The organism is Lysinibacillus sp. JNUCC 51 (assembly GCF_015999525.1).
Taxonomy (GTDB): Bacteria; Bacillota; Bacilli; order Bacillales_A; family Planococcaceae; genus Lysinibacillus; species Lysinibacillus xylanilyticus.
The window spans coordinates 2,516,424-2,535,109 of sequence record NZ_CP065545.1 but is presented as its reverse complement, the minus strand read 5'-3'; the positions used below and the strand labels follow the sequence as shown (position 1 = coordinate 2,535,109).

The following is an 18,686-nucleotide window of genomic DNA, read 5'->3' as shown; positions in this document are numbered from 1 at the left end:
CATACATTCTCCTAGAAAATATAACATAGAAAAACAGCGGCAATGTTTTTTGCCGCTGTCTCTAAAATCGTTAAATTAACCCTAATTCCTTTAACTCCTCTGTTGAAAAGGCTCTTGATCTTGTTAAGAACCGTTTACCTTCAACACCTTCAAGCGAAAACATACCACCTCTACCATCGACAACGTCCAAGATTATTTGTGTATGCTTCCAATAGTCATATTGATTTTTATGCATATAGAAGGGAGTACCACCAATCTCTCCTAGACAAACATCTTGATCACCTAATAGTAAGTCACCCTCTGGATAACACATTGGTGAAGAGCCGTCGCAGCATCCACCTGATTGATGAAATATAACGGGTCCATGCTTTTCTCTCAATAATTCGATTAGTGCTAGCGCTTCTTCTGTTGCTATAACACGCTCGACCACGCTAAATGCACCCCCCTATTGATTAGAAGAAACCAAGTTTGTTTTCGCTGTAGCTAACTAATAGGTTTTTCGTTTGTTGATAGTGAGCTAACATCATCTTATGGTTTTCACGACCAACACCCGACATTTTATAGCCACCAAACGCAGCATGCGCAGGATAAGCGTGGTAGCAGTTTGTCCAAACACGTCCTGCTTCAATACCACGACCGAAGCGATAAGCTGTATTCATATCACGTGTCCATACACCTGCACCTAAACCGTATAATGTGTCATTCGCAATTTCTAATGCTTCTTCTTTTGTTTTAAATGTTGTTACAGCTACAACTGGCCCGAAAATTTCTTCTTGGAAAATACGCATTTTATTGTGTCCTTTGAAGACAGTTGGCTTAATGTAGTAACCATTTTCAAAACCTGATCCTACATTATTTTTCTCTCCTCCAATTAAACATTCGGCACCTTCTTGCTTACCAATATCTAAGTAAGAAAGGATTTTTTCCATTTGCTCACTTGAAGCTTGCGCACCCATCATCGTATTCGGATCAAGTGGATTCCCAACTTTAATCGCTTCAACACGCTGTAGGACACGCTCCATAAATTTATCGTAAATAGATTCTTGAATTAATGCACGAGAAGGACATGTACATACTTCACCTTGGTTTAATGCGAATAATACAAAGCCCTCAACTGCTTTATCTAAAAAGGCATCATCTTCGTCCATAATATCCTCAAAGAAAATGTTTGGCGATTTGCCGCCCAATTCTAATGTAACTGGGATAAGATTTTGTGAAGCATATTGCATAATTAAGCGACCTGTTGTTGTCTCACCAGTAAAGGCAATTTTACCGATGCGTGGATTTGACGCTAGCGGCTTTCCTGCCTCTAAGCCAAAGCCATTAACAACATTTAGTACACCTGATGGCAATAAATCTTCTATTAATTCTACGAGCAACATAATCGAAATTGGTGTTTGCTCTGCAGGTTTTAACACTACACAGTTTCCAGCTGCAAGTGCAGGTGCTAACTTCCAAACAGCCATTAATAACGGGAAGTTCCAAGGGATAATTTGGCCCACTACCCCAATTGGCTCATGGAAATGATAAGCGACAGTATCATTATCGATTTGGCTTACTGAGCCTTCTTGTGCACGTAAAGCCCCCGCAAAATAGCGGAAATGATCAATTGCAAGAGGGATATCTGCATTTAATGTCTCACGTACCGCTTTTCCGTTATCCCATGTTTCGGCAACAGCTAGCTTTTCAAGGTTTTGTTCTATGCGGTCCGCAATTTTAAGTAAAATGTTTGCACGCTCTGTTGCGGATGTTTTTCCCCATGCATCTTTTGCGGCATGCGCTGCATCAAGTGCAAGTTCAATGTCCTCAGCAGAAGAACGAGCTACTTGTGTAAAAACTTGTCCAGTAACGGGTGTAACATTGTCAAAGTATTGTCCTTTCACTGGAGGTGTCCATTCCCCACCAATGTAATTATCATATTTCTCTTTGAATTGAACTAGCGACCCTTCAGTGTTTGGAAACGCATAAACCATTTTACTTCTCCCCTTTACACAAAATGATGAGAAAATAATCTACAAATATCGTCATTTTTTATCGAAATAACGATATTTTCATAGATACCCTCTTACACAATATATTGTCAGAAACGAAAAATAATTTCAACTTTTTTAATTTTTTTTGATTAATACTAAAAAGAGGTTGTACGAGTGAAGAGGGACCCACGAAAATTGTTTTCCTGGAGTGAGTTATATTTGCTAGAAAAGCTTCTAGGATTCACGGTGTGACCAACTATAATGTATACTTAAAAATAATATAAAGTATAGGAGAACAGTATGCGGATTAATAAATATTTGAGTGAAACAGGCATCGTATCTCGTCGCGGTGCGGATAAATGGGTAGCAGAAGGTAAAGTAACAATTAATGGTGAACTTGCTACAGTCGGAAGTCAAGTAGAAGCTGGTGATATGGTTTGTGTTGATGGAAAAGAGGTAAAGAAAGAAGAACAGCTCGTATATATTGCCTTAAACAAACCAGTAGGAATCACAAGTACAACAGAACGTCATATTAAAGGAAATGTCGTTGATTTTGTCAATCATCCTCTTCGCATTTTTCATATTGGACGACTAGATAAAGAGTCAGAAGGGCTATTATTACTGACAAATGATGGTGACATCGTCAATAAAATTTTACGTGCAGAAAACCATCACGAAAAAGAATATATCGTGCAAGTTGATAAACCTATTACGGAGCAATTTATTAAAAAAATGGGAGCTGGTGTAGATATTTTAGATACTACAACCCTACCTTGTCATGTTGAAAAAATATCTGATAAAGTCTTTAAAATCATTTTAGAGCAAGGCTTAAATCGTCAAATACGTCGTATGTGTTCGGCACTTGGATATTCCGTTAGGCGTCTACAACGCATTCGTATTATGAACATTAAGCTTGGCAATTTAAAAGTTGGACAGTGGCGCGATTTAACAGACAAAGAACGAACAGAACTATTCAAACTACTTAATTACACGCCAAAATAAAGCAGTCAATGGATAGAATTATGCTGTAAACTCGAAGTAATGAGTAGTTAAAAGGAACACGTATTAGCGGCGATTAGTACAAAAAAATCGTTACATGAAATTGAAATTAAAGCTAATTATCCTGAAACTATTTTGTGGTAAATAGAAAGGCCGTCTCAACTAATTTTGAGACGGCTACTTTTAAATAAAGTATGGCGCTTGGGCAAAAAAAAGTGGTTGATTTCCGTTCCGACTGAGCGCTTTGTTGCTGACGCTTCGCTTTCGCACAGAGCAGAGCTTCCTGGGGGCGTCCGATGAGCCGCTTGGGCCAACACGATGTTGGTCACGAAGGCGTTATCACAGGACGTGATGGTTTTAGCCTTCGTTCCTCTGCCTGCTCGCTCCAGGGTCTCATCTGTGACGCTAATCCCCAAGGAGTCGCTCAGTCTCTACTCCAATCAACCACTTCACATTAGTAAGTATCTTCTGTAAGGTCACTCTTATGTAATAAAACGAGACTTCAACAGTGAAGAGACAGCAACAAACAGATACTTTTCTTCGTGAAAGCTAGTAACCTAGAACTGAAACTACCCTCATCTAGATTAACAAAATTCCCTTGACCATTTTGTTTTTCAACACTATGAGCCGTCTCAACTAACTTTGAAACAGCCACCTTTCTTCTTTTAAATTTTCTTGTAAGCCATTTTTCGAATAACTTCCTCGTGCTGTGGATAGTCAGCTAAAAGCTCATCTTGTGTAAATAATTCGAAGTCTTCAAAATCAAAGCCTGGTGCAACCATACAGCCTACTAAACTAAATGTATCTGCATCCTCAACAGATGAGCCAAATATAGTGTTTTTCGGTACCGCTATTTGTGGTACTTCACCTGCTTCAACATTTAATCCAAGCTTCTTCGCCTCATATGTACCATCTGGGAAAATCATATGGACTGTTAGCGGACTACCAGCATGATAATACCAAAGCTCGTCCGATTTCAAACGATGCAAATGCGATATATCCTGTGAACGAAGTAAGAAATAAATACTCGTATAAATCGGTCGCTGAACATCTCTTACAGCCCTATCCTCAGCTGCTCGAAACGAGGATATATAATACCCTCCCTCAGGATGCTCTGCTAAATTTAATTTCTCAATAAAATATTGTGCTGAATACTTCATAAAACATCACTCCTTTCGTCCACATTACCAAATAATAAACGACGAACGCTACTGCTATTTCGCCGCTTTGATCATTCCATCCGTCGCTTCGCCCTTTCCTTCCGTCGCCTTGACTGTTCTATCCGTCGCTCTAGTCTTTCTATCCATCGCTTTGACTTCTTTCCGTCGCTTTGATCATTCCATCCGTCGTTTTGCCCTTTCTTTCCGTCGCCTTGACTGTTCTATCCGTCGCTCTTGTCTTTCTATCCGTCGCTTTGACTTCTTTCCGCCGCTTTGATCATTCCATCCGTCGCTTCGCCCTTTCTATCCGTCGCCTTGACTGTTCTTTCCGTCGCTCTAGTCTTTCTATCCGTCGCTTTGACTTCTTTCCGCCGCTTTGATCGTTCCATCCGTCGCTTCGCCCTTTCTTTCCGTCGCCTTGACTGTTCTATCCGTCGCTCTAGTCTTTCTATCCATCGCTTTGACTTCTTTCCGCCACTTTGATCATTCCATCCGTCGTTTTGCCCTTTCTTTCCTTCGCCTTGACTGTTCTATCCGTCGCTCTAGTCTTTCTATCCGCCGCTTTGATCATTCCATCCGTCGCTTCGCCCTTTCCTTCCGTCGCCTTGACTGTTCTATCCGTCGCTCTAGTCTTTCTATCCGTCGCTTTCACTGTTCTATTCGTCGCTCTTGTCTTTCTATCCATCGCTTTGACTTCTTTCCGTCGCTTTGATCATTCCATCCGTCGTTTTGCCCTTTCTATCCGTCGCCTTGACTGTTCTATCCGTCGCTCTTGTCTTTCTATCCGTCGCTTTGACTTCTTTCCGCCGCTTTGATCATTCCATCCGTCGTTTCGCCCTTTCTTTCCGTCACCTTGACTGTTCTATCCGTCGCTCTAATCTTTCTATCCGTCGCTTTCACTGTTCTATCCGTCGCTCTAGTCTTTCTATCCTTCACTTTAACGGGCCTATCCGTCTGTTCACTCCCTTCGCTCATAAAAAAAAAAGACGCCTCTGAAATTGAGACGCCTTCTCCCTCTATAAACCACCTAAATAAGCAGCCTTTACTTGTTCACTCTCTTGAAGTTCTTTTGCTGTACCTGATAATACTATACGTCCTGTTTCAAGTACGTACGCACGATTTGCTACTGATAAGGCCATATTGGCATTTTGCTCAACAAGCAATACGGTTGTACCCTCTTTGTTGACTTGCTCAATAATATTAAAAATATTTTTTACCATGAGTGGCGCAAGTCCCATAGAGGGTTCATCCATTAATAATAATTTTGGTTTTGCCATTAATGCTCGCCCCATCGCCAACATCTGTTGTTCACCACCAGATAATGTACCTGATTGCTGTTTACGACGTTCCAACAGACGTGGAAATAGTTCATACACATGATCTAGATCTTTTTTGATGCCCGCCTTATCGTTACGTAGATATGCTCCAAGCTCTAAGTTTTCTTCAACGGACATATTGGCAAAAACACGGCGCCCCTCTGGAACATGTGAAATGCCCGATTTTACAATTGTCTGTGCGGCCTTCCCTGCGATAGAGAAGCCTTCATATTCAATGATGCCTCCCTTTGGTTTTAATAAACCTGACAATGTTTTTAATAATGTACTTTTACCAGCACCATTTGCACCGATTAACGTTACTATTTCACCCTCATTTACTTCTAAAGAGAGGCCCTTTAATGCTTGAATGTTACCGTAAAAAACATCTATATTTTGTACTTTTAGCATTAGCTGATAACCTCCTCACCAAGGTAAGCTTCAATTACCTTTGGATTGTTGCGAATTTCTTCTGGTGTCCCATCAGCGATTAATTGACCGTGATCGAGCACGTATATACGTTCACAAATCCCCATAACTAAGCTCATATCATGCTCAATTAGAAGAATTGTTAAGCCAAATTCTTTACGAATAAATGCTATTAATTCCATTAAATCTTGCGTTTCCTGCGGGTTCATCCCTGCTGCTGGCTCATCCAATAAAAGTAACTTAGGATTTGCAGCTAAGGCACGAGCAATTTCTAATCGGCGTTGCATCCCATAAGGTAAATTTTTCGCAAGCTCATCCTTATAAACATCTAAGCCAAAGATTTTTAGAAACTCAATAGATTGCTGCTCCATTTCTGCCTCACCTTTAAAATGATTCGGCAAGCGAAAAATGGAAGACCACATAGAATGCTTTGCAAGCGAATGGTTAGCTACCTTAACGTTATCTAGAACAGATAGCTCTTTAAATAAACGAATATTTTGGAACGTACGACTAATACCTTTTTGTGTTACTTGATATGGTGCAAGCCCGTTCAATTTTAAACCATCAAATGTAATCGTGCCTTCAGTTGGCTTATACACTCCGGTAAGCATGTTAAAACTTGTTGTTTTACCAGCACCATTAGGCCCTATAAGACCTACTAGTTCTCCTTGATTCAGGTACATATTAACGCCCTGTACCGCCTTTAAACCACCGAATTGAATGCCCATGTTTTCAACATTAATAAGAAGGTTTCCAGTCATTATTTTGTACCTCCTTTTTTACCAAACTTAAATAAATCCGTAACTTCTTTTGTTCCCATCAATCCTGTTGGACGGTACAGCATTACGACGATTAATACTAAACTGTAAATAATCATCCGTGTTTCCGGGAAGTTTGCTAGATATGCTGAGACTATTGTTAAGAAAACCGCAGCTATGACAGATCCCGAAAGGCTTCCTAAGCCACCAAGAACTACATAGATTAAAATATCAAATGATTTTAAGAAACCAAAAGTTGTCGGTTGAATAATATAAAAATTATGTGCAAAGATGGCCCCTGCAAGACCAGCAAAGAAAGAGCCTATCGCGAAAGCTACAACTTTATAGTAGGTTGTATTAATACCCATTGCATCTGCCGCAATTTCGTCCTCACGAATCGAAATACATGCACGTCCATGACGCGAATTTGTAAAATTAGAGATTACTAGAATTGTTAAAACCACACCTATAAAAGCATAAGTCCAATTCGATAAATATTTAACCTGCATCCCTGCTGCGCCACCAACATAATCCGTATTTAAAAAGACAATACGTATAATTTCCGCAAAACCTAGCGTTGCAATTGCTAAATAGTCACCCTTTAGGCGTAATGTCGGAATACCTACGATTAAACCTGCTACTGCTGCTGCCAGTGCTCCTAAGAAAATTGCTAATGGGAATGGAAGCATTAATTTAGTCGTAATAATGGCAGAAATATATGCCCCTACTGCTAGGAAGCCTGCGTGCCCAATCGAGAATTGACCCGTAATACCAATGACAATGTGCAAGCTAACCGCAAGCATGATGTTAATACACATTGTGATCAACATATTTTGATAGTAAATATTGAGCACGTTCGTTGAAATAAGCACCTGAACAATTGCATAGATGACTAGCGCTAATACTGCATAGCCCCAGAAAACTTTAGACTTCTTCATAATTACCGCTCACCTACACTTTCTCACGGGCATTTTTACCAAAGATACCCGATGGTCTGAATATTAAAATTAAAATTAATATAACGAATGCCGCTGCATCTCTCCATAAAGAGAACCCAAGTGCACTTACTAAGGATTCCACAACACCAAGCAGCATACCGCCAACCATGGCACCAGGAATAATGCCAATACCACCAAGTACTGCTGCGATAAACGCTTTAACCCCTGGAATTACCCCCATTAATGGATCGATTTTTGTGTAATATACCCCGAAGATAACACCCGCTGCACCCGCTAAAGCTGAACCAATTGCGAATGTCGCTGAAATTGTATTATCTACATTAATTCCCATTAAACGCGCTGCATCTGCATCATGAGAAACCGCGCGCATGGCCTTCCCGATTTTTGTTTTATGTACGATGAATTGTAAAAGAATCATCAGTACAATTGCGACAGATAAAATTAATATGGATGTACTACTGATTTGAACACCGAAAACATCAAATGATTTATTAGAAATGACTTCAGGATATGCTGCCGGTTGCGCACCTCTGAAGAAAATAGTTGTATATTCGATTAATAGTGATACACCTATTGCAGTAATTAAAGCCGCAATACGCGTGGCATTTCGCAAACGCTTATACGCAATACGTTCAATTAAAACACCAAAGATTGCACAGACCACCATCGCCAATAATAAGGCTGGAAAGAAGCCAAGCTCCCATTTGGCAATTGCGTAAAAGCCAATAAATGCCCCAATCATGAAGACATCGCCGTGGGCAAAGTTAATCAGCTTAATAATCCCGTATACCATCGTATACCCTAGCGCTATTAAAGCGTAGATACTACCTAGTGAAACACCATTCACAAGCTGCTGTATCCATTCCATTAGCGTTCACTCCTTTTTTATTTTTTGAAAAATGCAAAAATAGGACTTACTTCTACATGTTATTATTGAAAATAGAGTAAATTGTGTCGTCTTAAAAAAATTTTTTCATGGTCTATCAAACAAAAAAAGGAAGGCGTGTTTACCCGCCTCCCCTTGCCTAGAAAACATTAAGGATTAACTTTAGAGTTGAACACTTGTTTACCGTCTTTAAATTCAAGAACTGTTGCTGTTTTAATTGGATTATGATTTTTGTCAACTGTGAAAGTACCTGTTACTAAAGAAAGATCTTTTGTGTCAGCTAAAGCATTTTTAATAGCTTCCCCATCTGTAGAGCCTGCACGCTTAATAGCATCAGCAATGTAGTAAACTGTGTCATAGCCAAGTGCATTGAATGCATCTGGTGCTTTATCATTGTTCGCTGCTTTAAACGCCTTTACGAAGTCTTGAATTTTTTGATCTGGGTCTTCTGCAGAGTAGTGGTTGGTGATGTACGTGTTATTTAGCGCTTTCGCACCAGCTAGCTCTACTAATGTTGGTGAATCCCAACCGTCAGCCCCCATCAGTGGTACATCAATACCCATTTCACGCGCTTGTTTCACAATTAAACCAACCTCTTCATAGTATCCTGGGATAAAAATAAAGTCTGGCTTCTCTCCTTTAATATTAGTTAATTGTGTACGGAAATCAGTATCTTTCGCTACATACGCTTCTTCCTTTACAACTTTCCCGCCATTTTTTGTAATTGTTTCTTTAAATGATTTTGCTAAACCTTTCGCATAATCGGATGCGTTGTCCGCAAAAATAGCTACATTTTTTGCTTTCAATTCATTAGAAGCAAAGTTTGCTGCTACAATCCCTTGGAATGGATCGATAAAGCAAGTACGGAATGCATACTCATTCACGCTATCATCATCATTTACTGTAATGTTCGGAGCTGTACCAGAACCCGTAACAATCGGAATTTTATTGTCATTTGCGATTTGAACAGTCGCAACTGTATTACCAGAAGTTGCTGGCGCTAGCATTGCTACTACTTTATCTTGTGTTGCTAGTTTAAGAGCTGCTGCAGTAGCCTCTGAGTTTTCAGACTTGTTATCTACTTTAATCAGCTCAATTTTTTTACCGTCGATTCCGCCTTTATCATTAATTTCTTTCACTGCAAGGTCTGCACCTAGACCAATCGAAGAGCCATATGAAGCTACATTACCCGAAAGCTCTAAGTTTGCACCGATTTTAATAGTATCACCGTCAGATGAACCGCCACCGCCTGATGATGATCCCCCTCCTGAACTATCTCCATTACCACAGCCAGCAAGAACGCCTGCAAGTAGTGAAGATGCAACTAGAAGCGAGCCAAACTTTTTAAGCTTTTTGTTCTCTCTCATAATTTATTCCCCCTAAGTTTTTTCAAATGTTAGATATTTCTGATAATTATAAACAATCCATGGCATTTCCTCAATAACAAAAATAACCAAAACAACAATTTATAACTATCTATTACTAAATCAATATATTATTCAATTAAACCTTTTACATTGTAAAACATTCTTTATATTTAGTCTAGAGTGATTTTTCTGTATAATTAGTAATTTAAGAATTATCTATTAATTTAAAATGAACATTAATATAAAACTATTATTTTTGATTATTTCTTTACGATAAAATCTCGTTAAAAGAAGTCCTTTTTTCAAAAATTGCAGGATTTGGGATATAAGGTGCTAAAGCGTTCTCGCGAAGTATAATGAAATTCTATTTATTCCCAGGGAAATACAGTACTTAGAGGGAGTAATCAGAGTAAGATATTCTTTTATTTTTCATAGTCGAATCTTATTAAAAAAGCTTAGAGCTGGGTTATTTCTACAGCTCTAAGCTTTTTTCAATGCAAACACACAGAGGCGTTCGTTAATATTTGTTTCATTTTCAAGATGAACCTCATGGATTAATTCAAAAGGTGTCCCATGATGTAAAAACTGCAAATAATCATATGGTGGGTAATATAAAATAATATGAATTTCACGCATATGCTGTTCATAAGACTCCCATATATTATGAATGACTGTACGGAAAATATGGATTGAAAACGGATTGAAAAAAAAGAAAACCGTGTCGCTTGGCTGAATAGCATAGTCCTCCGCTATTGAATGAATAAAGGAAATTGGAGCTTGAGCACTCTTTTTTTGAAGATAGCCCCTTTTATTATTCTCAGCCTCTGCATAGAAACCTGCATCCATTTCTACCCCTATTGTCGGAATATGAAATTTATCATGTACATAAATAGGGACTCTTCCTTTTCCACATCCCATATCGATAAACACTGGATTTTCAGGCATTTCATACTCCGAAAATAATTGTTCTAAGCCAACATACGGTGTTGGTTCATAGCGATGGTAATGAGCTAGTTTAGGGAAACCGTATTGTTCTCCCACTGTGTTAATATGTAAATATTTATCAAATTGATGTTCATTCATACTATTACTCCTAAAAAAAAGAATGATTAATTTTAGCACGATAAAAAGCAAAAACCATACCCAAAAGTTTTGGATATGGTTATTTTTTAACGACCTCTTCGGTTAAATTTTAAAACAAAGAGCAGTGCAACTATTAACAAAGTAAAACAAACAATCGCTGTAAGAACTGTGTTTTTATCGATAACAGTTCCTTGATTTAGTTGCTCACCGCCTTGGTTAGGCCACATAGGTCCTCCATTTTTGTCAGGTCGTTGCATTTTGCCATCACCATGTCAGTTAAATGTCAGGAACTAGAGAGTCTGTTCATTCTTATAGTGACGCTTCAAATATCGAGTTATTTGCAATTTACATTGCTCTTCTATTGACAATGTCTTCCTATGCGAATTATCATTGATTGCGAATGATAATCATTGATAATTCATTCATATAGTTAACTAAAAAATGATTAGGGGGGAAAGCATGATTATTGTTACAAATCGTATTCAAGTCAAACCCGGCTTTGCTGCAAAAATGGCACCGAACTTTACAAAACCAGGACCTCTACAGCAGTTTGAAGGCTTCCATAAAGTGGAGGTATTAGTTTCAACTGATGATCCGACTTATGACGAAATGAGCGTCAATATGTACTGGGAGTCTAAGGAGCATTTCCAAGCTTGGCGTGATAGCGATGCATTCGCTGCTGCTCATCACCGTCCTGGACAAAGCTCTGAGGGAGGAAAACCTGAAAACAGTCCACTTATCGGTAGCAAAATAGTTATAGCTGAATTAGCTTCTTCGATTGAAGCATTACGCTAATTAAGCCAAAGCTGAAGTCGGGCGCAATTATGCCTAGACTAACCATATCCCCACTATTTACGAAGAAGTGGGATAAAAACTAAAATATCTTCTGATTCTATCTAAAAAAATCCTGCATTTTCGAAAATGCAGGATTTTTTATACTCTATTACATGAAAATAACTAAAACATAGCCAACTATTGATAAGCAAACCGAACCGATAAGTCCTGCAATAAACGCTTTTACGCCTAATTGTTTAAAGGTTTTAATCTCTACATTTAAACCTAGTCCAGCCATCGCCATCCCAATTAAAATATAAGCGATATTTACAAAAGTTTGCGCTACACTAGCTGGTACAATCCCTAAAGAATTGATAGCACTCATCGCTAAAAATCCAAGAATAAACCACGGAATTATCGACAGTGAAAATCCTTTCTTTTCCTGATCCGTATCAATTCTTCGATATAAAATACCGATGACTATCGCTACCGGTACAAGCAATGCGACACGTGTTAGCTTCACAATAACCGCCATATCAACGGCTTCATTTCCACCAGCTGAGGCTGCTGCAATAACATGAGCAATTTCATGTAACGTGCCCCCCGCAAAAATACCGTATTCAGTAGGAGTTAAGTTAAATACTGAGTATAACACCGTGTAGACTAATGTGAATACAGTCCCTAGTAATGCGACTATCGCTGCGCCCACTGCTGTTTCTTTTTCATTTGCTTTAATTTGAGGAGCAATGGCGACAACCGCAGCAGCCCCGCAAATAGCTGTGCCACAAGCTGTTAGTATGCCTAGCTTTTTATCAACATGAAATACTTTCGTTAAGCCATAGACAACCACTAAAGCAAATACCAGATTAATAAACGCAATAAGAAAAACGCTTGCTCCAGCATTGTAAATATCAGCTAAATTTAAACGCATACCTAGAAAAATAATGCCTAGGCGTAATAATTTTTTACTTGAAAATGTTATGCCTGTTTGCCAAGAATCCTGCACCTTAAACGCTGCTCTCCAAGCCATACCTAATATAATAGCAATGACAAGTTGCCCTAATATTGAGAAGAACGGAAATGTCGAAATATACTTTGCTACTAAAGCAATAATGAGAGTCAACAATATCCCCTTCATAAACGCTGGGGTCAGGAAACTTTTTAACCTATGCTGGCCATTATCCATGTTGTTCACTTCTTTCATCCTTGATAATTTTACTTTATTAGAAAGTTAATCATCAGTAAAATACATATATATAATCATAATTATTAATATTTCTAATGATAGGGGTAATAATATGCAATTTGACGCTTTAAGAACGTTCATCACACTGGTGGAGGTCAATAATTTTACGAAAGCCTCCGAAATACTTCATATTTCACAGCCAAGTGTCAGTTTACACATTAAAAATTTAGAGCAAGAATTTCAAACAACCTTATTTATCCGTTCACCAAAATCTGTACAAATCACACCAACTGGAGAAATTTTATATAAACGAGCTAAGCAAATGATGGCCATTGCCGAGGCAGCAAGGGAAGATATTTTAACCTATCACCATGAAATTCAAGGTACACTTGTGATTGGCGCTAGCTTTACCATTGGGGAATATATATTGCCTCCCATCATAGCGAGCTTGCAACAGCAATTCCCTCAGCTAGAGCTTCAAGTTATTATTGGCAATACGAAAGAAATCATTCAATATACAAAATTGTTACAAGTCGATATCGGTCTTATTGAAGGACAAGCACAAGACCATGAACTTATTATTAAACCGTTTATGCAAGATGAGTTATTTATTGTTAGTGCAAGTAATAACCCTCTTGCAAAGGAGTCAACGATTACGGTTGCGGACTTGCAGCAGCAAAACTGGGTTGCACGAGAAGAAGGTTCTGGCACACGTTATTATTTAGATCATTTATTTAGAGCAAACGGGCTTCAAGTACGTTCACTTCTTACTATTAGTAGTAATCAAGGTGTGAAAGAAAGCGTTATACAGGGGCTTGGACTTTCATTATTGTCTGCTAGTGTCATTGAGCGCGAATTAAAAAATAACGATATAAAAATTTTACCTCTTGAGGAGCAGCATTTTATACGAACATTTTCTTATTTGTACTCTCCTACAATGAAAAATAAACGCAATGTTGACATTCTTTTAGAGGCACTATTAAAGAAAGCTTAGCGGGTTAAGTCGCTAAGCTTTCTTTATAATTCTTGAATTAAGACGTTTACGCTCCTGCTTTTCCTCAATAATTTCTACAAATTTCAATGCTGCTCGAGATAAAGGTACACTTTTCAAATAGCACATGCCAATGCTTCGTGTTGGAATACTTTCAGTTAATGTTAGCTCATATAAAAGTCCCCGCTGCAAATAATCCTTAGAAAATTCTTTCGTTACACAGGCAATCCCTAAGTTACTACGTGCAAAATCCAGCACTAAATCATGCGAACCAAGCTCAAACTCAGGTTCAATGCAGATCCCTCTTGCAAATAAATAATCTTCTACGTACTTTCTTGAATTTGATTTTTTCTCTAAAAAAATAAGTGGAAACTTTAACAAATCCTCAAAACTTACGCTTTTTGACGCCAACGTTTTGTACTTCTCACCGCATACAAAAATATCTTGAACCTCTGTGCAAGCGGTTAACTGTAATGTCGAATCTTCTATCGGAAAATTACAAAGTCCTATATCAACCTCACCAGATTTAATAAAATTACAAATTTCTGAAGTTGTTCCATTTAACATTTGCAATTTGATATTTGGATACATTGTATGAAACGCCTCTAGATAAGGCATTAAAAAGAAACGCGAAATAGTGTCCCCTACCCCTATTTTCAACCGGCCCGTTGTTAAATTTTTAAATTCTAACAACTTCTCCTCACCCGCATCTAAAAGGCCTAAAGCTGAATTCGTATACTCGTATAGAAGGCTACCCTCAGTTGTTAACGTCACCCCTTTAGGTGTTCGATTAAAGAGACGTGTACCTAGCTCCTTTTCTAATTGCATCATAGCTTGGCTAACAGCTGGTTGAGTCATAAATAAGTCTTTAGCCGCTCTTGAAAAGCTATTATTTTTAGCAACAATACTAAAAACACGATATAAATCTAATTTCCCTATCATATAAGCACCCCTTATAGCTATTATACGAACTATTAATTTTACTTATATCACTAAAGGGGCGTATAGTAAAACCATATTGGTTTAATTTCACAATATTTAACTTTTTTCAGTTGGCGAAAAGGAACCGGTAAGGAGGTCTTTGTGAAGCCTACATCCGATTCCAGACGCATTTATGCTGAGGCATAACTATTAATCATACATTTATCTATTAATAAGGAGAGATTATTTTGGAACGTGTAGTTGGTACAGTAGTAAGAGGTCTTCGTGGTCCGATTATTAACGAAGGCGATAATATTGAGCAAATCGTTGTTGATACGGTATTAAACGCAGCAAAGACTGAAGGCTATTCAATTGAAGATCGTGACATCGTCACAGTAACAGAATCTGTCGTAGCGCGTGCACAAGGTAACTACGCATCCATCAATGACATCGCAGCGGACGTAGCTGCTAAATTTGGTGACGATACTGTTGGTGTTATTTTCCCAATCCTAAGCCGTAATCGTTTCGCTAACTGCTTACGCGGTATTGCAAAAGGCGTAAAAAAAGTCGTTCTTATGCTTAGCTATCCATCTGATGAGGTTGGTAATCATCTAGTTGATATCGATGAGCTAGATGTAAAAGGGATTAATCCTTGGACAGATACTTTAACTGAGGTTGAATTCCGTGAGCATTTCGGCTATAAAAAACATACATTTACAGGCGTAGATTATATCGAATATTATAAAGAACTGATTGAAGCTGAAGGCGCTTCTTGTGAAGTTATCTTTTCAAATAACCCAAAAACAATTTTAGAATTTACGAAGAGTGTATTAACTTGTGATATTCATACACGCTTACGAACAAAACGTATTTTAACGGCTAATGGCGCTGAAAAAGTATACAGTCTTGATAATATTTTATCTGAATCTAATAACGGTTCTGGCTTCAATGCGGAGTATGGTCTACTTGGTTCAAATAAAGCTACTGAAGATAGCGTGAAATTATTCCCACACACTTGCCAACCAATTGTCGATGGCATTCAAGCAAAAATCAAAGAAGCTACTGGTAAAACAGTTGAAGTAATGGTTTACGGTGATGGTGCGTTTAAAGATCCTGTAGGGAAGATCTGGGAGTTAGCTGACCCAGTTGTTTCTCCAGCTTACACTGCAGGATTAGATGGCACACCAAACGAAGTAAAACTAAAATACTTAGCAGATAATGATTTTGCGAATCTTCGTGGCGAAGAATTAAAGGCAGCAATTTCTGAGTATATTCAAAACAAAGACGAAGATTTAACTGGGAAAATGGCCGCTCAAGGTACAACGCCTCGTCGTTTAACAGACCTAATTGGCTCTCTTTCAGACTTAACTTCAGGTTCAGGTGACAAAGGTACACCTATGATTTATATTCAAGGTTATTTCGATAACTATACAAAATAAAAAGCTATAAAAAATGAACGCCCATTTTCGCTTGGGCGTTCATTTTTATATAGTGGACATGCTTCAATGTCGACACCATATCCAAAAGCTAATTTTTCTATTATTTCATTTAGTGAGGATGACAGGAATCGAACCTGTGAATCCCTATTTTTTAAAGGGACATGCAGCCACTGCATACTTCCTCATATACATTATTTTTTATTGATTTCAAATTAAAGAATTACATTTTTCTCAGTCCTTTTTCTTTTAGTAGGTATACCTCACTTATTTCAACTGATTAGGTATCACTTCTTCGTTTAACCAATGTTCGCTTGTTCGAACATGATTCTGTCTCACAAATTTCCCTAGATTATATCGAAAATCATCATAATGGAAGGAAGCCGCATTTCTAATAACATACCCTTCCTGCTCACCCCCAAGAAGTGATTTTCCTGTAAACGTCTTCTTTATTTTTTCTTCATCGAAAATGCCCCGATATAATACAGGCGCCGTTTCAACCCCCAGTTTAGATGCATAATGGACTGTCTCATCCCAGCTTAAACAAATATTTTTTTCGTTCCAAATACTAAATAAATAAAAGTAACTAGTTAATTCATTGTAGTAAATGGAGTGCTTGGCATAAACGTTTTCACCGCATAATCTCCACGCTTCTGGAATTTGGAATGCAAATGTAGCATGAAACGTTTTTACCCAATGCCTAGATGGATGATCTCCTGAATTTAAGCTTCTAGCATGCATATAGTTTTGATACAGTGTTGTTCCTTCCCCATCTAATTTTTCGGTTACAACAACCTCTTTTCCAATAAAATGATCAACATTTTTAGCAACCTTATCATCATGTGTATACCCTCTACTCCACGGCAAATGAAAGCTTCTTGGATATTTCATCAAATTGGTCATAAACTCACTTCCTTTATTTACATCTACTTCGCAAATTGATCTGCCTCACGAAAAAAATAAAGCTTTGTTAATAAGTCACCATCTAATAAATGATAAATCTTACTCGATCCATTATCGCCTCCATATTGAATTAACATATGAAATTGCACTAAATTAACAACCTTTAAAACAAAGTCTTCTTCAAATCCAAGTTCTAATAAAAAATGGCATACCATTTGAGCAGATACATTTTCATGTCCATAATATCCATATCTTTGTTGTAATTCTTTATATTTTTTACAAAACGGTTTCCCTACATCATGGAATAGAGCAGCTATTTGTAGTGCAAGCTTGTCACTCTCCATATAGTATTCATTCATATATTCATAAACAAAATACGTATGCTGGCAAAGTAAAAATTGATGATACGGATTTTCTTGATTAAATTGATAAATTTCTTTAAATGGTTGGACTGATCTTAACTTCTGAAAAAGCTCCTCATATGTGGTTTCACTTTGGATTAGTGAAATAAACTGCTCTTTTGACATTTCATACGGACTCGCTTCATGTACAATATGCACCTCTTCAAACCCTTCCCCCACTATCGGAAACTCCAAATTCTTTCTCATCTTTTCCATAATTACTAACGGAACTTTTCTCTTTCTTTGTTGATTTCTTGCTACACACAATTCATAAGGTGTATCAAAATAATAACATATAATATTCACATCGCAGGATAATTTACCTATAGCAAATATCCTACGTTCTCTCTCGATATTTGTCGCATCAACAATAACAGATTGCCCCTTGGCCACACATTCATTTAAACGCTCATACAAAACACGGAATACTATTCGCGATTGCTGCCTTGTAGCATCACCAAATAACTCTTGACGTATAGCATCACTTGAAAGAATAAGCGCGTTTTCACTTTTGGCTAACCCCTTAACGAACGTGCTCTTACCACTTCCAGGTAACCCTACTGTAAATATCACCTTCATTTTTCCACCCCCTTTCTAGTGTCTATATCGTTTATAGAAACATATTCTTAAGTTATTCATTAACTTCAATTCTTCTTAATTTATCAAAATTAACCATCAGCTTAGCTTTAAAGTATAGAGATTAATTTTTGATGGTTAAAATAATAACAAAGAGACATAGGGATAATTACCATAACGCGGAGTTGATCTTCATTCCGACCGAACGCTTTCTTAAAGGCATCCATTGAGCCTCTCAGGCCAACATCTGTGCGAAAGCGTAGCGTCAGCGACAACACTACATTAATCATAAAGATGCGTTATCACAGGGCATAGCGCTAATTCATAAGGAGCTGGCAACCCTCCATCCCATCACCTTAAACACATGATGACATACCAAAACATAGGTGACTATCCATAAAAAGTAACATTATTCAAAAGGGAGAAATTAGGATACAAAAAAAGACTGCCCCAACTTTTCAGGAACAGTCTTTTGTTAAAAATTTGATTTTCTTTTATAATTTTATTATATCATAAATTTGCCAAAATTACTAGACTATACTTCTTTCCAAACTAGCTGTATGATAAATTT

At 37.8% G+C, this 18,686-nt stretch carries 21 protein-coding genes and 1 tRNA gene; 4 read left to right on the top strand and 18 right to left on the bottom strand.

The window, feature by feature from the left end:
- Positions 1 to 70 precede the first annotated feature (70 nt).
- Both JNUCC51_RS12150 and adh read right to left on the bottom strand, forming a co-directional pair.
- Positions 71 to 430 carry a DUF779 domain-containing protein gene (locus JNUCC51_RS12150; protein ID WP_337992149.1) on the bottom strand — a complete coding sequence of 120 codons (360 nt, stop codon included), beginning with the start codon at positions 428 to 430 and terminating at the stop codon, positions 71 to 73.
- 22 nt (positions 431 to 452) lie between these two features.
- Positions 453 to 1,973 (bottom strand): aldehyde dehydrogenase, encoded by a 1,521-nt coding sequence (adh, locus tag JNUCC51_RS12145; RefSeq protein ID WP_337992148.1) that lies wholly within the window; start codon positions 1,971 to 1,973, stop codon positions 453 to 455.
- Between the two features lie 300 nt (positions 1,974 to 2,273).
- Here adh and rluF point away from each other — a divergent pair, with 300 nt between their 5' ends.
- A complete protein-coding gene (gene rluF, locus JNUCC51_RS12140) occupies positions 2,274 to 2,975 on the top strand; it encodes a 23S rRNA pseudouridine(2604) synthase RluF (RefSeq protein ID WP_337992147.1) in 702 nt (233 codons plus the stop codon).
- Between the two features lie 662 nt (positions 2,976 to 3,637).
- On the opposite strand, the gene JNUCC51_RS12135 is transcribed toward rluF, so the two are convergent.
- The 11 genes from JNUCC51_RS12135 to JNUCC51_RS12085 form a co-directional block, all read right to left on the bottom strand.
- Complete coding sequence (locus tag JNUCC51_RS12135; protein WP_337992146.1) at positions 3,638 to 4,132, bottom strand: cupin domain-containing protein; 495 nt, start codon at positions 4,130 to 4,132, stop codon at positions 3,638 to 3,640.
- 242 nt (positions 4,133 to 4,374) lie between these two features.
- A complete protein-coding gene (locus JNUCC51_RS12130) occupies positions 4,375 to 4,521 on the bottom strand; it encodes a hypothetical protein (protein WP_337992145.1) in 147 nt (48 codons plus the stop codon).
- A 59-nt stretch (positions 4,522 to 4,580) separates the two neighbouring features.
- Entirely contained in the window at positions 4,581 to 4,817 is a 237-nt protein-coding gene (locus tag JNUCC51_RS12125) for a hypothetical protein (RefSeq protein WP_337992144.1), read from the bottom strand.
- Between the two features lie 95 nt (positions 4,818 to 4,912).
- Entirely contained in the window at positions 4,913 to 5,107 is a 195-nt protein-coding gene (locus JNUCC51_RS12120) for a hypothetical protein (RefSeq protein WP_337992143.1), read from the bottom strand.
- A 41-nt stretch (positions 5,108 to 5,148) separates the two neighbouring features.
- Positions 5,149 to 5,856, bottom strand: a complete 708-nt coding sequence (locus JNUCC51_RS12115) for an ABC transporter ATP-binding protein (protein ID WP_049662752.1) — start codon at positions 5,854 to 5,856, stop codon at positions 5,149 to 5,151.
- Positions 5,856 to 6,635: an ABC transporter ATP-binding protein gene (locus JNUCC51_RS12110; RefSeq protein WP_337992142.1), complete on the bottom strand. Its 780-nt coding sequence runs from the start codon at positions 6,633 to 6,635 to the stop codon at positions 5,856 to 5,858. Before JNUCC51_RS12110 ends, JNUCC51_RS12115 begins: the two co-directional genes overlap by 1 nt.
- The gene (locus tag JNUCC51_RS12105) at positions 6,635 to 7,570 is read right to left on the bottom strand and encodes a branched-chain amino acid ABC transporter permease (RefSeq protein WP_337992141.1); all 936 of its coding nucleotides are present in this window, start codon (positions 7,568 to 7,570) and stop codon (positions 6,635 to 6,637) included. Before JNUCC51_RS12105 ends, JNUCC51_RS12110 begins: the two co-directional genes overlap by 1 nt.
- A 13-nt stretch (positions 7,571 to 7,583) precedes the next feature.
- A complete protein-coding gene (locus tag JNUCC51_RS12100; RefSeq protein ID WP_100542633.1) occupies positions 7,584 to 8,459 on the bottom strand; it encodes a branched-chain amino acid ABC transporter permease in 876 nt (291 codons plus the stop codon).
- A gap of 167 nt (positions 8,460 to 8,626) precedes the next feature.
- Complete coding sequence (locus tag JNUCC51_RS12095; protein ID WP_100542632.1) at positions 8,627 to 9,844, bottom strand: ABC transporter substrate-binding protein; 1,218 nt, start codon at positions 9,842 to 9,844, stop codon at positions 8,627 to 8,629.
- Between the two features lie 480 nt (positions 9,845 to 10,324).
- Entirely contained in the window at positions 10,325 to 10,927 is a 603-nt protein-coding gene (locus JNUCC51_RS12090; protein ID WP_268636472.1) for a class I SAM-dependent methyltransferase, read from the bottom strand.
- 86 nt (positions 10,928 to 11,013) lie between these two features.
- Positions 11,014 to 11,184, bottom strand: a complete 171-nt coding sequence (locus tag JNUCC51_RS12085) for a hypothetical protein (RefSeq protein ID WP_337992140.1) — start codon at positions 11,182 to 11,184, stop codon at positions 11,014 to 11,016.
- 202 nt (positions 11,185 to 11,386) lie between these two features.
- Between JNUCC51_RS12085 and JNUCC51_RS12080 the strand changes: the two genes are divergently transcribed.
- Positions 11,387 to 11,722, top strand: a complete 336-nt coding sequence (locus JNUCC51_RS12080; RefSeq protein WP_049662741.1) for a heme oxygenase — start codon at positions 11,387 to 11,389, stop codon at positions 11,720 to 11,722.
- A gap of 148 nt (positions 11,723 to 11,870) precedes the next feature.
- Here the strand turns inward: JNUCC51_RS12080 and JNUCC51_RS12075 are convergent, their stop codons facing one another.
- Positions 11,871 to 12,887 carry a YeiH family protein gene (locus JNUCC51_RS12075; RefSeq protein WP_337992224.1) on the bottom strand — a complete coding sequence of 339 codons (1,017 nt, stop codon included), beginning with the start codon at positions 12,885 to 12,887 and terminating at the stop codon, positions 11,871 to 11,873.
- Positions 12,888 to 12,999: 112 nt separating this feature from the next.
- Between JNUCC51_RS12075 and JNUCC51_RS12070 the strand changes: the two genes are divergently transcribed.
- Positions 13,000 to 13,881, top strand: a complete 882-nt coding sequence (locus JNUCC51_RS12070; protein WP_337992139.1) for a LysR family transcriptional regulator — start codon at positions 13,000 to 13,002, stop codon at positions 13,879 to 13,881.
- A gap of 12 nt (positions 13,882 to 13,893) precedes the next feature.
- On the opposite strand, the gene JNUCC51_RS12065 is transcribed toward JNUCC51_RS12070, so the two are convergent.
- Positions 13,894 to 14,820 carry a LysR family transcriptional regulator gene (locus tag JNUCC51_RS12065; RefSeq protein WP_337992138.1) on the bottom strand — a complete coding sequence of 309 codons (927 nt, stop codon included), beginning with the start codon at positions 14,818 to 14,820 and terminating at the stop codon, positions 13,894 to 13,896.
- A 227-nt stretch (positions 14,821 to 15,047) separates the two neighbouring features.
- Here JNUCC51_RS12065 and JNUCC51_RS12060 point away from each other — a divergent pair, with 227 nt between their 5' ends.
- Positions 15,048 to 16,238 (top strand): coenzyme F420-0:L-glutamate ligase, encoded by a 1,191-nt coding sequence (locus JNUCC51_RS12060; protein WP_337992137.1) that lies wholly within the window; start codon positions 15,048 to 15,050, stop codon positions 16,236 to 16,238.
- 113 nt (positions 16,239 to 16,351) lie between these two features.
- On the opposite strand, the gene JNUCC51_RS12055 is transcribed toward JNUCC51_RS12060, so the two are convergent.
- The 3 genes from JNUCC51_RS12055 to JNUCC51_RS12045 all read right to left on the bottom strand — a co-directional run bounded on the left by JNUCC51_RS12055 (position 16,352) and on the right by JNUCC51_RS12045 (position 18,118).
- Positions 16,352 to 16,422 (bottom strand) — tRNA-Phe (locus JNUCC51_RS12055).
- 80 nt (positions 16,423 to 16,502) lie between these two features.
- Complete coding sequence (locus tag JNUCC51_RS12050) at positions 16,503 to 17,138, bottom strand: RNA ligase family protein (protein ID WP_337992136.1); 636 nt, start codon at positions 17,136 to 17,138, stop codon at positions 16,503 to 16,505.
- Positions 17,139 to 17,161: 23 nt separating this feature from the next.
- A complete protein-coding gene (locus JNUCC51_RS12045) occupies positions 17,162 to 18,118 on the bottom strand; it encodes an AAA family ATPase (protein ID WP_337992135.1) in 957 nt (318 codons plus the stop codon).
- Positions 18,119 to 18,686: the final 568 nt, after the last annotated feature.